This window comes from Providencia sp. PROV261, from assembly GCF_028477945.1.
Taxonomy (GTDB): Bacteria; Pseudomonadota; Gammaproteobacteria; order Enterobacterales; family Enterobacteriaceae; genus Providencia; species Providencia stuartii.
Genome location: NZ_JAMPMC010000025.1, coordinates 21,640 through 38,375, shown reverse-complemented (window position 1 = coordinate 38,375; position 16,736 = coordinate 21,640). Strand labels below are relative to the sequence as shown.

Genomic DNA, 16,736 nt, shown 5'->3' with positions numbered 1-16,736 from the left:
ATTAGTTTGTTTGGTTTTTTTCTAATGCGTTATTAACATCATCCATTAACTGAGAATAAGTTTGAATGCCACCAGCGATGTAAACGGCAGACGGATCAAGATAAGTCACTTGTTGTTTATTCCATGCCGATGTTTTTCTTACTAACGCATTGTCTAAAACTTGGGCTGCTGGCTGAGCATCTGTGCGGCCAATTGCGCTATCACGGTCAATGACAAACAACCAATCTGGATTCAGTTTGACTAGCAATTCTGCGTTAACAATGTTGCCATGTCTGCCTGTATCTTCAGTGAAGACATAAGCAGGCTCAAAGCCCAATTCATCAAAGATGAAGCCAAAACGTGAGCCTGGACCATAAGCAGAGATCTTACCGCCACTCACTAAGATCACCATCGCTTTACCTGCGGTTGGTGTTTTTTGTTTGATTTGAGCAATTTTTTCTTTGAAATCAGAAACCAGCTTTTTAGCTTGTTCTTCCTTACCGAATAGCATACCTAATTCAGTTGTGCGTTCAGTTAAGCTATCAATAAAGCGTTTATTATCAATATCCATTGAGATAGTTGGCGCAACAGCACTGAGTTTGTCGTATGCGTCGCGAGCGCGGCTACCAGCTAAAATTAAGTCAGGTTGTGCATTGCTCAGCACTTCATAAGCAGGTTCAAATAGTGTGCCTGCGTTGATGTAATCCGGGGAGTTATACTTAGATAAAAATTCAGGTAATTGAACGTTTGTTTTTGGTAGGCCAGCGACTGGGGCGCCTAAGGCATCCATAATATCCAGTGTTTCCATACTCATAACAAACACTTTTTCAGGATGGCGAGGAACTTCTGTTTTACCTTGAGCGTGCTCGATAGTGATCGTTTGTTTCTCTGCCGGTGCAGAAGTTTCTGCCTTTTCTTTAGATTGATCACAACCAGCCAATACTAAGGCTGACACTAAGACGAGCCCTGAAGTTAGTGATTTTACAAACATCCAATTTCCTCCATCTATCTCTAAATAATGTGAGTTGTCGCTTTAAGCCCGATAAATCTACCCGATTTGGTAAACGCATCAATGCTCAGCGCGGCTAGCAGCTTCTAAAAAGAACCCATAGCGCTGCCACCGACTCCACCCATAGCACAAATAATAGCGCTATCTTACCTTGTACTTAGTACAAATGATATTAGTTTACATTTGCATTCAAAAGAAATGGTAGCAAACGCACAAATTCCTAAAATAGATCTTGCCCCCTAGCACGCAAAGGCTTTCATGCTATTGTGTTTGGTTTTACCATCATAAGATACGAAAGAAGAGAGGAACCTAAGAGAAACAGGCATATTGGGTAGTGCACTGATGCCACCACAGACACCACAGAAATAGCACCCAGCAAAGTCGTTAGCTAGAAAAGATAAAAATTATGTTACTCATTCGTTTAAAAGTGCATTTTCCCTAGCAGAAACAAATTCCAAATAGCAATAATCGCAAATAAACATTCAAACATTGTAAAATGTGTTATTGACAGTGCCTATTGCTGATTTTTTCAAACCCAAAACACAGAAATAGGTACCGCGCTATTATTAGACCGTGCAAAAGCCTACCTCCCTCACGTTATTCAGTTGGTCAACTCGCTTCTCATTCAGTGTGCCACTACAATATATCTCCGCATTAATTTGTTTTTAGGATAACGCTTTCAAAAGGAATAAAAATGCCCGTAACCAACCCAGACGTTTTGAAGCTCCGTTTATTAGGTGAAATGTATGATGACAGCTATTTTCCTGATCATCTGGTGAAGCAGGGTGAGGCCATTCTTCTGCGATTGTGTGAGACACTGGAAAACAACCCACCGAACGGACTGGCGGAGTTGTATGTGCTGACACAGCAGTCAACGGAAGAATTTAACGATTTGCAAGATGCCTTTGAAGAGGCGGGCAGTGAGATTGAAACGGTTGCCCGTGATGCTATCGGCGAATCATTTTACCTGATTGCTCGGGCATACGGCTTTTTAGATGCAGATCCGGAGGAGCTGATTGCAACACGGGAGTGGTAATTAAATAACAATCATACCGTGGCCAACTAATATTGGTCACCGCATTAGGCTGTTCATAGAGCAGCCGCCCTGCTCCATAGACTCTTCTTGGCTCTCGCCAAGTAAAAATGGCTAAATGAAAGTGAAGAAGCGATAAAACGCCACATGAGAGACTTGTAGTGTTTTACATAAAAGGGATTATAGGAATCTGATTTATATGAAATACATATATAATACAATAATTATCATTTATATGTTTTTCTTATGCATGATGATAACGGTTTTTTCTATATCCGATTATGAATGGATGATTGGGGAGAGTGAAATAACAAACTTATGTCAGTTACCCATGGGAGGAAGATATACACTAGAGCCAATGTTGGTTATTTTACCGTTGCTAGTGCCATTATTTATTATTAGAAATAAGAAAATACGCTATTTATGTATTTTGATTGCTGGCTTTTATATCTATTGGTCCTTTTTCCTGAGATTTAATCTCTGCATGCCATTTTAGGTACCGTTAAACATTGTATATACGATATGGGTACTGCCTATTTACCCTCGCTATGACCATTATATTAAAAAAATGAGTTAATTGACTAAAACAGCCCGCCTCTCCCAACCAAAGCTCATCAGAGCCATGCTCAGGCACAATCACCCAGTCACCCTGAAAACTCCTATTCCTTTGGGTTTGTTTTTAACATTTCTTTTTTAAATCCCAAAATATGGTTACGTCTTAAAAACACTCAATGCTTTATAAGATAATGGCGTATGAAAATACAAAAAATTCAACTTCGAAACAGAGATGCGTAAATGGAAAAGACGTAATCAAATTGTAAAAGGAAAAAAGCTCAAAAAACATAATACTTCATCAAAGTGATAGCATCATCCTTTTTCTTCTCTCCATGAGCGGTTATTAAGCTATCACTTCTTAGGTTGTTAATTTTACTAAGCTTGAATTTCTATCGATGGTGTAATCCAAAGGTGCTGTATCCGTTGATTGATTCTCTTATGTGATATATCGAAAATAACCACTATATTCGGTTCATTCTTTCATAAATAGCCATGTAAGATATGGTGTTAAATAACAAGTGCATTAGGAAATCACTATGACCAATTATCGTCATATACTGCTTTGTATCCTATCGGCTAGCCTATTTTCCCCAATCGGCCTTGCCAATACCCACACAGTCACAGTATTCCAGTGTGTGAATAAAAACCAAAAAAAGGTTAATATCAGCCTAGCAAATGGTCAGTACATTTATCAATTCGGCAAACTTAATCAAAAACCTGATATCACTATGGTAAGAAAGCCTGAACAATTAGCTGCACGTTATCTCACCCCTAAGGGAGATAGATTCAATGGAAAAATCTATGAGGTTGATTTTCGAAATGGCGACTATACCTATACCGTTTCCTCTTCCTATTTAGACTCAAAGCATATCGCTCATGTGGATGTATATCAAAAAGATAAATTACTTACTTCTATCTCTTGTTTGCCAAATACCATTGTTGATAACCTTCATGAACATATTTTCGATTTGCCAAGTGATGATTAAATAATGGCTCACACTATGCCAATAATAAAACACCTCGATCAACAAAGTTTTACAGAAGCGCTTTTTAATCCAGAACAACAAGGGCAGATAGCTATTATTTATTTTTCTGCCTCTTGGTGCCAGCCTTGTAAAAATATGCAACCGATCTTTGAGCAACTCCCTCTATATTTGGATAGCTCAGCCATTAATTTTGGCATCGTTGACATCGCTCAATCACCTACTCTAGCACCGATGTATGGTATTAAATCGGTGCCTTCAATCGCATTATTTAACGACTCACGTTTGGTTGCTATCGTGGCTGGGGAAGTCTCACTACAGCATGCCATAACAAAGATACGGTCTGCTCTCCCCATTGATTAATTACCTCCCCTAAGGCCCCACGATACATTAATGAAGTTCTGATTGAACATGCCGTAAACTACGTACCCACGGCTTATCACGTTGAATTGCCGAGGGTAAATTTTTCAATGCTCGTTTTGCAGAAGCTATATTAGAGAATTCACCATAAACCAATACATACCATTGGCGACCATGACGAACGGTTTCATACACTAAATAATTTGACAATTTATGGCGGCGCGCATGTTCATAGAGACCAGCTGGTGAACTGGCACTACCAATCTGCAATGTGTAATGCCGAGGGGATGCAGTGCGAGGATCGCCTCCTAAATTATACATAGGTTTCATGTCTGACGAAGGCTTCTTGGCTACTTCAACCGTTTTCTCCATTCCAGATGCCGCCTCCTCTTTAACCACGGTTTCCTTCAGTTCAATTCTAAAATGGAATATTCCATCCTTAGGCAAATTAGATAGCGTAGACGCCAACTGAGTTAGCTTTGTATCAACCCTTTTTTCAGAAATTTCAGAATTCAATGAATCAGCAACTTTCTCTTTAACGTTTGCTGATCCTTCTATTGATGGAGCCATTGGTACAGTTGCATGTTTGGCAAGCTCACCTTGTTGCTCAGGTGATAACGGGATAGCCGATGTAACTTGTTCTGTTTTTTCAGGGGAGTGATAAACAATACCAACCGGATTTATTTGTTCTACTGACACCTGATTATTTAAAATATGGCGTGAAAGTAATATCCATTTCTTTGATAAGCCATTCAGTGCGTCATCATAGATTTCAATACTGCTACGAATAACATGGCTTAAGCTAGGAATAGCTGCAATTTTTGTCTGAAATTGGTTCCTTTTTAACGATTGGATAGTAGGGTCAAATATGGGCACTGAAATGATAGCCTTTTGCAGTAATACAAGATCAATTTTCGATTCTGGCTTTGGCTCTAACTTAAAGGGATGCACTCCAATATGGTCATTTGCTATTTTAGGTAACTGCTGACACAGCTTTTGATCTGGCACTGTCATGAGCACACGAGACGATGACATTGCAGTTTCTTTTTGAATGTCAGAAAGAAAATCCTTTGCAATGTCATGCACTTCCCCTTCCGCCTGTAATGCTTTTTCTAACCACCATTGCGCGCAAGCGGTATTTTGTACGCCGCCATCACCAAAATAAAATAAAATCCCTAGATGAAGCTGCCCGAGGGGATATCCTCGTATAGCTGATTGATGGATATAATAACGGCCTTTAATTAAATCGACCGGAACGCCATCACCGTTAATTAATTGCACGCCCATATCATGAATAATTTCAACGGGTGTACGCTGTGCTTGTGCAACAGACTGACACACTACTGCTCCTGCAAAAACAGTAGATAGAATAGCGAATTTAGCGATACTACAATGATGCTGTGATATAAACATGAAATAATTCCAAATAGGTAATATAAAAATAAATGGAATGCACTTTGATAATAAAATTAAGTACTATCTTTCAAATCTAAGGCCGGTCTGGTAAATAAGGGGAATTTAAAACCAATTTATACCAAACACCATTTGTACGTTTCATTGTTAATACACCAAAAAATAATGCCAGTTAATCGCAGTGAGTAGACTCAATGGATTATTCCTCGTTAATTTAAATTTTTAAGCCACCCATGGTTAAAAATCACTGTCTAAGCTTGAGTCAGTGTTAAATTAATAATGATCAGTTCGCTCAATGTTGGCAAACACTGGCAGATATCATGTTCTAATTCATTATTCCTTTTTAATCCGTTACAGCGGGGAGACTGAACTCGTTCCTAGCCCGCATAAATAAGCATTTTACCATCATGGGAGTATCCATTTCGATTATATCCTTACTAATAACCTTCAACCCATACTGGAGCAGTATTTAATAAACACCGAGCTAGTTACCACTTTCTCTAGTCCATCCCACTCGATACTTTCATATCCTAGTCTACTATCTAAGGAAATACCAAATAATATCTATTATCGAAACCCTTGTTTATTTCCTACTTAATTACCCGCTATTTTAAAATATTCATAATGCCTTATGCGTAATACGCCTCATTTAAAATGGAAGGAAGATGTGTATATTTCTCATATCATAACCCTATAACATAAAATAATTTGTCAGCATTAAAACAGTCACTCCAATTTAATAATTATGCGTTTATTTAGCAAAATCGATTTTTCTAACCATTTAAATTCATCTTAAAAATTCTTATTTCTCGCCCCCGAAACTTAAATAAGATGAATACCCTTAGGTTTATTAAGTAAAAATACCAATATTTGAAATATAATATAAAAACCCCTAGGTAACCCCACTAATCGATGATGATTATGTGTGATTAAAAAACGCTGTGTTTTGACATATCAAACACAGCGAAGATTGTAATATTAACGAACTAATGTCTCTGATTGCGCTAACCACTCATATTGACCAAAAACGTCGCGCCCCTTGAGCCAACGTTGCAACATATCCAACATTAACATCACACTGACATCTTGTTTGACCTTAGTACTGTGATTACTTGGCATATAACGTACACGCTGGGCATAGCTTTTTTCGGATGTATATAATGCTAATGATAGACAGCCATCGTTAGCGCCTCCAACCGCTAAACCAATATGTGCTTTTTCTTGTTTAGCGACCTCACTAGCATGGCCTATCAGTGCTAATAAACTCTGGTCTTCTTGTTGGTTTATCACTTTACAGCCATTGAGTGGGGCCGATACTGCATTTAAAGTCCAATTGAGTAAACCTGCGCTAAACTCTTCACAAATAGCAACCCTAAGCTGTTTTTCATTTAACTCACGGCATATCACGCTAGGTAAGCCTTCAATACCCTCAAAAACTACATTTTCACCAACACCTTCTTTGATCACTTGCCATTGCGCTAACATTTCCTCTTTCAATGTTGCAGGTCCTGTGAGTTTCAATTCAATAATAGGCATAGAGGAACGGTATCCAAGTACACAGCCTTCCGGAAGAGCGAGTGAATCAAATTGCTTAGCTAAACTACTCTCACTTCGTCCAAAACTGGCTAAACGTAGGCATAACGGGGGTTCGTTCAATGGATATCGTTGGCGTAATCTTGGCAAAATTTGATCATGTACCATCACTTTAAACTCTGAAGGTACTCCAGGCGTAAAAAATAACCAACAACCATTGAGCTCCATGGCAAAACCACATGCCGTACCAATCGGGTTATCCACCAATTCTGCACCTTCCGGTAACAGCGCTTGCTTACGATTCGTTTCTGGCATTACCCATTCTCTGGAAGCAAAATAGCGTTCCATAACCGTAATCCATTCAGCATGCTCAACTAAGGGCACCCCAGCAGCCGTTGCTGCCGCCAAAGTACTTAAATCATCACGAGTTGGTCCTAGTCCACCATTAACGATCAGAATATCTGCATGTTGACTTCGCGCTTGTAAAGTGTGTACTAGGTCATTCAGATTATCACCAACTGTCGTTCGCCCACTCAGTGGGAAGCCTTCTTGAAAAAAGCAATCAGATAACCAAGCTGCGTTAGTATCAATAATTTGCCCATGCAGTACCTCATCTCCGGTACTTAACATCTCTACAATTAGCATCCATAAGCTCCAGTTTGCGAATGTTTAATGATTTTCCATTAAGCTACCCTATATTGGCATTCGCTAAAATAAATATTTGAGATAACTTCGTTAAATTTACTCATTCCTCTATTTTTCTTTGGTATGACTTTTTATTACTCACTCATGGAGGCGCTAACTAACTGCTATACAATGCATTTAATAGATGAATTTATCTAAAATTTTTGTATATTAACTAAGTGAAATTAAGGAATTTAACGTTGTTATTAAAAAAGGATATACTTATATGAATCCACCTAAAAGCCGCCTCACTCATTTACTCATTTGCATCGGAGCATTTGTCGCTTGGTTTTTTTCTTCATTCATTATACTGTTGATGCCTAATGCACTTTTGTTACTGCAATCCCAATATGCTATCCCCGCTATATCATTGCTATTACTGTTGCCTTGCGCCTTAGTTTGTTGGTTTTTTTACCAAAATAGCTTCAAACTTATGCCTATCGGTAAAACCAATTTAAATGAATTAAAACTCCCCATCTTGGCTATATTTGGCTTAATATTTCTCAATATGCTATTGGGAGCACAAGAAGAGTGGCTTGAAAGTATCAGTCACATGACTGGCTTTGCCTTTTTTCTCTATGTAATAACGATTATTATCGCAGCCCCGATTAGCGAAGAAATTATATTTAGAGGCTTTTTACTTAATGCGGGCATGTGGTATGGCACGGCTGGAAAATGGATAGCCATTATCGCTTCTTCATTTTTATTTGCTTCAATACACTCACAGTATCAATCTGTAAATACCCTTATTACTATCTTTATAATGGGCGCTATTTTATGCCATGTAAGGATCAGCACTCGCTCATTAATTGCACCAATATTACTCCACGCTTTAAATAACACGATTGCGACTATATTCATATTTGCAATGTCATTTTAGTAGTGGTAATTCGCCAGCGCTTCCGGTAAAGTTTGCCGCCTTTTCGGCGAGTAATTAAAGCATTGGGGGCAAAATGTTTATTGGTTTTGACTACGGAACATCAAACTGCGCGGTCGCAATTATGGATAAGGGAAAGCCTACACTGTTACCATTAGAAGGTGATAGTGCTTATATTCCGTCAACCCTTTGCGCGCCAACTCGAGAATCTGTTTCTGAACATTTATTCCGTCATCTTAATATATTACCGTCAGATGAAGTGGGCGAACAAATACTGAGGCGTTCCATCGCATATAACCGTGAAGAAGGGATTGAACTACTTCCTGAGGATATTGTTTTTGGCCAAGCAGCATTAGAGCTATACCTAAAAGATCCTCGCGATGTCTATTATGTCAAGTCACCAAAATCCTTTCTTGGTGCTTCAGGCCTTCACGAAGTGCAACTCAGTTTCTTTGAAGATTTAGTGTGCGCCATGATGGCGAATATTAAACAAAAAGCCGAACTGCATTTACAACACACAATTACTGATACTGTCATTGGCCGCCCAATTAACTTTCATGGCCGTGGCGGTGAATTAGCTAATCAGCAAGCTGAAGCTATTCTTATTAAAGCCGCAAAACGCGCTGGATTTAAAAATATTGCCTTTCAATTTGAGCCTGTTGCCGCTGGGCTTGAATATGAAGCGGCTTTAACGCAAGACCAAACTATATTAGTTGTCGATATCGGTGGAGGCACAACCGACTGTTCACTGATCAATATGGGGCCAAGTTATCAAGGTAAAACCGACCGAACAGCAAGTCTATTAGCTCACACTGGTCAACGTATTGGTGGTAACGACCTTGATATTTATTTGGCTTTAAAACAATTAATGGACTCATTTGGTATGAGCAGCCAAACAGTATCTGGAATTAAAATGCCGATAAGCCAGTTTTGGAATCCTATCGCGATTAATAATGTGGAAGCACAAAAAGAATTTTATGCAAAACAGAATTTAACAGCGCTCAATCGATTACGCCAAGAGGCACAAGAGCCTGAAAAATTGCTGCGTCTTATTGAGGTTTATAATGAAACCCTTGGCTATCGCTTAGTGCGCCGCGCTGAAGAAGCGAAAATTGCTTTATCAGACAGTGAAAATTACTTGGCTCATATTGAATTAATGAATGAGACTCTCGAAATTAATATTCACCGTGACCAGATGGTAGAGGCTATCGAATCACCAAAAAGTAAAATGATAGAGCTGGTTAAAGAAGCCGTGACACAAGGTGGTGTGCAACCAAACGCGATATTTATGACAGGAGGCTCTGCCCAATCCCCCGTCCTATGTCAGGCCATAAAACAAGAATTACCCAATATTCCTATTGTCCGAGGCAATGATTTTGGCTCAGTCACCGCTGGCCTCACCCGTTGGGCTGAGATCTGCTTTAGATAATCGATACAAACGCCGTATGCCATACGGCGTTTTTTCTTTGCATAATAACTTAGATTACGTTTGGTTATCTTGGTGAACCGCTACATACCGCTGATAACGAGAAGGTTTCAACTTCGTCAAATCCACCAATACCAAGCCATCAATACAATTGTTGAAAGCAGGGTCGGTTCCAAAATCAATAAACTGTACGCCACCCGGCTCACATAGCTCGGTGTATTGCTTATATAAGGTTGGAATCGAACAGCCAATATTATTCAACAGACTTTTTAGCTTAACTAAATCTTCGTGATAATTATTCCCTGAAAACTGTGCTAATACCTGTGGTAATGAGGCAGGATACGGCTGGCGAGACTGTGCCAACGAATGATCCGCTGAGAAATAGAGGCGATAAAACGTAATTAATAGATCACGAGCGGCAATTGGCATCGTACCCGATATCGAAACAGGCCCAAATAAGTAACGATATTGCGGGTATTTTGCAAGATAAGCGCCAATACCTAACCAAAGATAGTCAAGACCACGCTTACCCCAATAAGTAGGTTGAATAAAACTACGGCCTAATTCAATCCCTTGCTCAAGTATCGGTAGCATCTCTTTATCGTAATGAAATAACGTATAACTGTAGATACTTTCGATGCCCTTTTTCTTCAACTGCTCGGCAGTAGGAATAAATCGATAAGCGCCAACAATTTCTAATGCATCTTCATCCCATAAAACGAGATGATAATAGTCATCATCATAGCTATCTAAGTCGCGCCGCCTTCCTGAACCCTCACCGACAGCACGAAAAGCAATTTCACGTAATCGACCTAATTCACGTAAGATAGGCGTTCTATCCTCATCTTTTCTACGATACAGAAAAATCGCCTTACCATCTGGGGCTGTGCCTAACCGCTCACACGCCATCAATGCTTTTTTCAATTCTAAGCGATCTTCCGGTAATGCAATGGCAGATTCACTGGTAAAAAGCCCTTTTTTTCCTTGCCCAAGAAGATAAACATGGCGGCGAAAACGTTCTGCGAGATCATGCGCTCGAGTATGCCCATCATGCCAATGAGTAAATGGGATACGGCCACCAATTCGAATTTTTATTCTGCCATCACGCTGCTTAAACATTTCTCGTACGAGCAATAATGTCGATAATGGACGGTATATTAATGAGGTTAAATAAAATAGAGAGCTATTACGACCAGTAACGTGAATAGGTACAATTGGCGCACGAGCTTTGGCCGCTAAACGTAAAAAACCAGTATGCCAATGACCATCCCGGATCCCTTTCGCACTTAATCGGGAAACTTCACCAGCAGGAAATAAAATCAAAGCCCCTTGCTTATTTAAATGCTCTTGCATTGCCTCAATTTGTTTGCGGCTAGTGCGATTCCCCATATTATCAACAGGAACAAATAAGCTACTCAGTGGCTCAATATAATTCAAAAACTGATTTGCTACGATTTTAACATCTGGGCGAATTGTCGCGACCGTACGTAATATTGCTAAACCATCCAAAGAGCCTATCGGGTGATTAGCAACTAATACAAGAGGACCTTGAGAGGGAATATTTTCTAAATCGCCATCAACTAACTCACAACGAATATTAAAGTACTCGACGATTTGCTCAACCAGATCTAAACCTTTTAGGTGAGGATAATTTTCAGAAAATTGTTTAAATTCTTTTTCAAATAGCAGGAACTTTAGTAAATTCCGTTTCCAAGCGGGAGGCGCTCGGTCTGGGAATACATCTTGTAGCAAAGCATCCAAACTAAACATCTTAATTGTCTCCTAGTTTAGCTATTGCAAACCTAAGCTAGAACAATGGCAGTAGCGTGTCAATTTAATGACAAAACGGTTAAACTCATCCAATAATGACAATATCCCTATCTTATGAGTTACAAATAAAAAACATAATATATTCAATTAATTAATATTCTATAAATACAACACAGCTCAATTATGGATAAACCTTGATCCTACCACAACTATATATAGCTTAACCCTACGTTTTATGACCTTTTTAATCTATTTTGATATTTTTATTATCATACTCAATCAAAAATATTCACTCGTCATATTCTGATAATGAACTAATTTGATTAGTTTATCCTTGATTAAAAATTTACAGAGTGTTTTTTATAAAAATAAAGTAGATTACGCTATAAGATGAGGATGAAAAATAGTATTAATTTACCGCTGTTATTAGTAAACGACAAATAACAGCGATTTTATTGTTGGCAGTAACTTTACTTAGCAAATAATTCAATCAGGCAAAAGTCACTCTTTGGTTGAGTGACAAGGTTATATTGCAAAGAATTTCCATCATTTTCCACCAATAATGTTTCAAATTCTTTTAAAGTATGCGAGTTCAAACCAATAGTAACGCCAAGCTCGCCACTAGCATTAAATATTAATACCCTGTCAGCATCACTTATCCATTGCGTCACATTGTGTGTATTGAACCATTGCAGACGAGCGATGTACTTATCAGGGTTATAGATAAGATTGAAATCGCGAATAGCCTCACCTAATAGCTCAGCATACACATCACTTTCACCATGAAATGCAAAAAATTGTTTTTGACGGAGTGTTACAGGAGAATTTTTATCCACCTGCAAGGTTAGCCCTTCTCCGCCATCTAATACACCAATAATCCGTTTCCTACTCGGAAAATAAGAAAAGGCTCCAGCCGCTTTCACATCAGCAATAGAAACTCGCCAATCAAAATCGGTTAATCCTACACCGTGACTACGCGCAATTTCTAAAGTAAAACCTTGCCCATTTTTCCATGGCATTTTTTGGTAGTTTTTCGCTGTTAACACTCGGATCATGGTTTAAATCAACCTTTAAGTAATCGTGTCATTTTAGTCAGTAAACATATACTAAAAGGGAAAACTCCTCCAGTATCAGAGTCAAAAATCATATCGTGTTAACCGACTTATCGGAGATGAGCGAAAAAGCCTCCTTGCTTAATTGAAATACCATGACTGACTTCATTATCACTGACTCATTTTAGGGAGAGTGGATATTTTTACGCGATAACAAAGCCACAACTTAATGTAGCACCTTCAATTTTTCCACATATCGTCCAACGAACAACCCAATAAACATGATCCCCAACGCGATCAAAAACGTAGTGATAAATAATACCCACAAATTCTGATACACATAAGGTTGCACAATCCCATAAGCAAAGATTAGCAAAGGGAAATGCAGAATATAGATCGTATAAGAGCTCGGCGTTAATTGTTTACCAGGTAAATAAAACCGAACACGGTGAAAACTCATCAAATAAAATAAATAGCAGAAACTAATGCCACACAAAGTGCCATACAACGCCAACAAATATTTTTGTTTGTCGAAACTGAATGGAAAATAAAAAACGCCAACCACAGCTAATGTCAATAGTGTTAAAGCAATCAAGCTAAAACTGGTAATGAGCGTTTTTCGTTTTAATTGATACTGGTGATTATGAAGCAGTGCAGCAATCACACCACAACACCAAATTAAGGCATACAAGAAAAAAGTATAATTCAATACACTAAGAGTGAGTAATAATAGAATACCGATAATCGTACACCAACGCTGATTAGGCATCATAAATAAGGCAAACAGTGTATAGAACCAAACCTCAAATGGTAATGACCAAAATGCAAAGTTACTTGGTGGAGTATCTGTAATAAAGCCGTTGATAAACAACAATACTCCCACAAAGCTCTTAACATCCAGCGCCATTCTCGCCTGAGTCATCGTATCGCTAATAATATTAATGTCACGGCTACCACTAGCAAAAAAATAGGGAGAGATAAAATATAAAAGTAGTAAGACAAAACAGCCTAAATAAAAAGGCGGCAAAATACGATTTAACCGTGAAGTTGCATAGCGCCTTACTTTAAAGTAAGTATTTCGTTGAATATTGTAGCTAACCGACTTACAAATCAAAAAACCACTTAACGCAAAAAAAGCCATGACACAGCTATGACCAAATAAATATAGCGGCAGCATCACGATAGGCCATACTGGATATAAAAAGACTAAATATGCATGCCCAAATAATACTGTCGCGGTACAAAATCCCCTTAACATATCCAATTGTTCAGAAACATTTGGGTCAATCGGTGCAAAACGTTGGAATAATTTATTAGAGATCATCGGTATTAATGCGCCTGTGTTGAAAGTGAGCGAGGCACAAACTGCAACACGTTATCGCTGTACCACTGGGATTGCCCTTCCGGGCTAAAAGGAAGGTTTTGATATTTTCCTTTCAACCAACCTTCAATATTATCGGCATAATGACGACTTGCAGGATTGGCAGACTGCCCCGCATTATTCATTACCCATACTGGATCTTGTTGGCTGAAATCAACAATTAAGCGCATTGCAGGGATCAACAAAGTATCAAAATTATCGCCCATACTATAGCTGGAAATATTGACCGTATTGAGATTTCCACCCGCTGGATAAGGGCCTCGATTCAAATAGCTATCGAGTCGATCAATCGTCCTGCGTTGTTCTTTTGGAAGATATTCCGCCATTTGTGATGACAAGCTATTCCATTGATAGCGGTGTAATTTCCCCCACTGCCAACGTGAATAATTTTTGCCAAATTGCTTTTCACCTTGTTGGTTAGCCAGTGCTAATGAATAGGCAATGATTTTCGCTTTACCGCTACGAGCCGGGTCCGATTTTTGCCAAAAAGGACTCGCATTGGCACTTTTGTCATCTTGCCAAAGCAGATGCTCAGCTTGCGCTGAATAAGACTTGGAGCTTTCAACAAACGCCTTCCACGCCTGCGGTGAATCGACGAAGCGATCTGCAAATAATTGCTGGCTGAACTGAGCTAAAAATAAGTTATACAGCGCCGCACCGGCACTATCGGCATGCAGGTAACCATCAAATGCCAACAAGCGTTGTTGAGCTAGCCTCGCTTGTTGTTGTTCTGATTGTGGGAGTTGAGCGATCGCGTTTTGTAATGCAGGGTCTCTGAGATAAACCTGTAACTTCGTCACCATAGGGTCGAATTGATCATACTGCATCTGCTGCATGCTATCTAAATTATGTCGATCCGTTGCATTCAATAGCGCTGAAATTCGTTCAAAACGTTCTGGGTGCGCCCATGTTTGAGAAAAATTAACAGGATAGCCCTTCTCTACAACTCGCTGATTTGCAGTCGCCAACCAACCTTTTCGAGTTTTAATAGAGGTTGGATAATGCTGATTAGACACCCTGCCTATCCAATCATATTCCCCTTCCCATCCCGGAGAGGGAAATAACCCAAGCCCTTTTTTGCGCAATGGATAACTTCCCGTTAATTGCCAGCCAATTTGTTGCTTATCGGCGAACAGCATATTAACGGAGATAACGCTAATTTCTTTTGCTAATTTAATGGCTTGGGAAACACTCTTTTGTTTAGGTAGATCCATTAACGCATCGATACTAATATCATCGGTAGCGGGCAGTAGGCTACTAAAGGCGATCCCGTATTGCGTTCTGACCTCAAGGGGTTGCAGCAAATAACTGCCCTCTTTCAGCGACTCATTTAGCAACACACCATGTTGCGTATGATAGACATTTTCGACTCTATCGGGGCGACCTTTTACATGAAACACGGTTTGAGTTTGCTTTACCGGATACCATTGCTGTTGATAGAGATATTCAAATCCATTGTCCGTTTCTCTGATCTGCTCCAAAAATAGATCCTGATTATCCGCCATCACCATGGTATATCCCCACGCCAGATCAGGGGTTGCACCTAATACAATCGCGGGGATCCCTGAGATCGCCGCACCAGCCATAGATAGCTCAGGAGTTTCAATCTGAATAAAACTCCATAAAGAAGGTAAACCGATTGGAAGGTGGGTATCATTAGCCAGTAATGTACCATTGTGTTGTGTGAGATCTGCGGTTACAGCCCAGTTATTGGATGCCATAACATCATGTAAATGAATATTTTTTAGAGATTGGCTAGCAAGTGTTAACTGGTCGATGTCTTGTTTAAACGGTTCTAAATTTAGCCCTTGCAATTTCTTTGCTTCTTGGTGAGGAAGAGGCTCATCAGGATAAGTTGGAAATAGCCAAGGTAGCATATCCGCCCCCAACTGCTGAGCAACGATTAAGCTATCAATCTCTTCATGCAGGTTTCCCGCCAAGCCGAAATTAGCGAGAGATAGAATTAAAATTGCATCATCGGGGCGCCATTTCGGAACAACATAATCTGCCGCTGATAAATCCATTGGTAGTTTATCTTGATGATTATCTAACCAAAGATTGACACCATTGGCATAAGCTTCAAGATAACGACGATTTTGTGGACTGACATTTCGATATAAAATAGTCGTCGCTTCACGAAAACCCATTTTGCGCATAAAACTATCAATGCCAACGGCCGGTTCGCCCAGGTATTCTGCTAAACGACCTTCTGCCGTGAGGCGCATCAGCTCCATATGGCTAATGCGTTCTGATGCATGAATATAACCCCATGTTAAATAAACGTCTTCAAGGTTTTGCCCTTTGATTAAAGGAACGCCCATTTGGTTATAACGTACAGTAGTGGGGGCTTTTAACCCTGCAAGAACCACTTGTCCTTCTGTTTTAGGGAGGGTATCAGCATAGTAGTTATTGAGTAAGCTGTGACAGCCAGATAGCAATAGTACCCCGCTGATAATACAAGATAAAAACAGTCCTTTGCGTCCCATCTATTGCCTCATATATCAGAACTACCACCAAAGAATTTCTCATTATAGGCATGACCTAAAGTTAAATTAAATAAGGGGATTCTTATCGTGGTATAGGGGGATTTATCTTCCACTAGCTTCAATGATGATGAATAACGTTTTATCTATTTTTGCTGATATACAGATAAGTTAAGAATGTTGAGTAATGGATATGTA

Annotated in this window: 13 protein-coding genes; 6 read left to right on the top strand and 7 right to left on the bottom strand. The window is 39.4% G+C overall.

The genetic code is table 11. From position 1 onward, the window contains the following. Window position 1: 1 nt before the first annotated feature. Entirely contained in the window at window positions 2-970 is a 969-nt protein-coding gene (locus PR675_RS14525; RefSeq protein ID WP_004917406.1) for a siderophore ABC transporter substrate-binding protein, read from the bottom strand. A gap of 712 nt (window positions 971-1,682) precedes the next feature. On the opposite strand from PR675_RS14525, the gene PR675_RS14520 reads away from it, so the two are divergent. The 4 genes from PR675_RS14520 (at window position 1,683) to PR675_RS14505 (ending at window position 3,922) form a co-directional block, all read left to right on the top strand. After that, window positions 1,683-2,024 (top strand): DUF5713 family protein, encoded by a 342-nt coding sequence (locus PR675_RS14520; protein WP_014657397.1) that lies wholly within the window; start codon window positions 1,683-1,685, stop codon window positions 2,022-2,024. A gap of 196 nt (window positions 2,025-2,220) precedes the next feature. Then, the gene (locus PR675_RS14515; RefSeq protein WP_014657396.1) at window positions 2,221-2,517 is read left to right on the top strand and encodes a DUF2645 family protein; all 297 of its coding nucleotides are present in this window, start codon (window positions 2,221-2,223) and stop codon (window positions 2,515-2,517) included. A 595-nt stretch (window positions 2,518-3,112) separates the two neighbouring features. Further along, the gene (locus tag PR675_RS14510; protein WP_014657395.1) at window positions 3,113-3,562 is read left to right on the top strand and encodes a hypothetical protein; all 450 of its coding nucleotides are present in this window, start codon (window positions 3,113-3,115) and stop codon (window positions 3,560-3,562) included. Window positions 3,563-3,577: 15 nt separating this feature from the next. Continuing rightward, window positions 3,578-3,922 carry a thioredoxin family protein gene (locus PR675_RS14505; RefSeq protein ID WP_223854657.1) on the top strand — a complete coding sequence of 115 codons (345 nt, stop codon included), beginning with the start codon at window positions 3,578-3,580 and terminating at the stop codon, window positions 3,920-3,922. A gap of 27 nt (window positions 3,923-3,949) precedes the next feature. Here PR675_RS14505 and PR675_RS14500 read toward each other — a convergent pair whose 3' ends face one another. Together PR675_RS14500 and PR675_RS14495 are read right to left on the bottom strand one after the other, a co-directional pair. Continuing rightward, window positions 3,950-5,332: an SPOR domain-containing protein gene (locus PR675_RS14500; RefSeq protein WP_014657394.1), complete on the bottom strand. Its 1,383-nt coding sequence runs from the start codon at window positions 5,330-5,332 to the stop codon at window positions 3,950-3,952. A gap of 978 nt (window positions 5,333-6,310) precedes the next feature. Next, window positions 6,311-7,510, bottom strand: coding sequence for a nicotinamide mononucleotide deamidase-related protein YfaY (locus PR675_RS14495; protein ID WP_060561454.1), 1,200 nt, complete (start codon window positions 7,508-7,510; stop codon window positions 6,311-6,313). A 265-nt stretch (window positions 7,511-7,775) separates the two neighbouring features. Here PR675_RS14495 and PR675_RS14490 point away from each other — a divergent pair, with 265 nt between their 5' ends. Both PR675_RS14490 and yegD read left to right on the top strand, forming a co-directional pair. Beyond that, window positions 7,776-8,429: a CPBP family intramembrane glutamic endopeptidase gene (locus PR675_RS14490; protein ID WP_004917420.1), complete on the top strand. Its 654-nt coding sequence runs from the start codon at window positions 7,776-7,778 to the stop codon at window positions 8,427-8,429. A gap of 73 nt (window positions 8,430-8,502) precedes the next feature. Further along, window positions 8,503-9,855, top strand: a complete 1,353-nt coding sequence (gene yegD, locus PR675_RS14485) for a molecular chaperone (RefSeq protein ID WP_004917421.1) — start codon at window positions 8,503-8,505, stop codon at window positions 9,853-9,855. A 54-nt stretch (window positions 9,856-9,909) separates the two neighbouring features. Here yegD and PR675_RS14480 read toward each other — a convergent pair whose 3' ends face one another. The 4 genes from PR675_RS14480 to PR675_RS14465 form a co-directional block, all read right to left on the bottom strand. Continuing rightward, on the bottom strand, window positions 9,910-11,622 hold the full coding sequence (locus tag PR675_RS14480; protein WP_060561455.1) for a lysophospholipid acyltransferase family protein: 1,713 nt from the start codon (window positions 11,620-11,622) through the stop codon (window positions 9,910-9,912). Between the two features lie 470 nt (window positions 11,623-12,092). Next, window positions 12,093-12,677 carry a HutD/Ves family protein gene (locus PR675_RS14475; RefSeq protein ID WP_014657390.1) on the bottom strand — a complete coding sequence of 195 codons (585 nt, stop codon included), beginning with the start codon at window positions 12,675-12,677 and terminating at the stop codon, window positions 12,093-12,095. A gap of 223 nt (window positions 12,678-12,900) precedes the next feature. Then, complete coding sequence (locus tag PR675_RS14470) at window positions 12,901-13,998, bottom strand: acyltransferase family protein (protein WP_060561456.1); 1,098 nt, start codon at window positions 13,996-13,998, stop codon at window positions 12,901-12,903. Window positions 13,999-14,003: 5 nt separating this feature from the next. Beyond that, complete coding sequence (locus PR675_RS14465; RefSeq protein WP_060561457.1) at window positions 14,004-16,541, bottom strand: penicillin acylase family protein; 2,538 nt, start codon at window positions 16,539-16,541, stop codon at window positions 14,004-14,006. Between the last annotated feature and the right edge of the window lie 195 nt (window positions 16,542-16,736).

Excerpts from the sequence above, each read along its gene's own strand:
- PR675_RS14495 (WP_060561454.1), bottom strand. The coding sequence starts at position 7,510 with ATGCTAATTGTAGAGATGTTAAGTACCGGAGATGAGGTACTGCATGGG.
- PR675_RS14500 (WP_014657394.1), bottom strand. The coding sequence starts at position 5,332 with ATGTTTATATCACAGCATCATTGTAGTATCGCTAAATTCGCTATTCTA.
- PR675_RS14475 (WP_014657390.1), bottom strand. The coding sequence starts at position 12,677 with ATGATCCGAGTGTTAACAGCGAAAAACTACCAAAAAATGCCATGGAAA.
- PR675_RS14470 (WP_060561456.1), bottom strand. The coding sequence starts at position 13,998 with ATGATCTCTAATAAATTATTCCAACGTTTTGCACCGATTGACCCAAAT.
- yegD (WP_004917421.1), top strand. The coding sequence starts at position 8,503 with ATGTTTATTGGTTTTGACTACGGAACATCAAACTGCGCGGTCGCAATT.
- PR675_RS14480 (WP_060561455.1), bottom strand. The coding sequence starts at position 11,622 with ATGTTTAGTTTGGATGCTTTGCTACAAGATGTATTCCCAGACCGAGCG.
- PR675_RS14520 (WP_014657397.1), top strand. The coding sequence starts at position 1,683 with ATGCCCGTAACCAACCCAGACGTTTTGAAGCTCCGTTTATTAGGTGAA.
- PR675_RS14510 (WP_014657395.1), top strand. The coding sequence starts at position 3,113 with ATGACCAATTATCGTCATATACTGCTTTGTATCCTATCGGCTAGCCTA.
- PR675_RS14505 (WP_223854657.1), top strand. The coding sequence starts at position 3,578 with ATGCCAATAATAAAACACCTCGATCAACAAAGTTTTACAGAAGCGCTT.
- PR675_RS14525 (WP_004917406.1), bottom strand. The coding sequence starts at position 970 with ATGTTTGTAAAATCACTAACTTCAGGGCTCGTCTTAGTGTCAGCCTTA.
- PR675_RS14515 (WP_014657396.1), top strand. The coding sequence starts at position 2,221 with ATGAAATACATATATAATACAATAATTATCATTTATATGTTTTTCTTA.
- PR675_RS14465 (WP_060561457.1), bottom strand. The coding sequence starts at position 16,541 with ATGGGACGCAAAGGACTGTTTTTATCTTGTATTATCAGCGGGGTACTA.
- PR675_RS14490 (WP_004917420.1), top strand. The coding sequence starts at position 7,776 with ATGAATCCACCTAAAAGCCGCCTCACTCATTTACTCATTTGCATCGGA.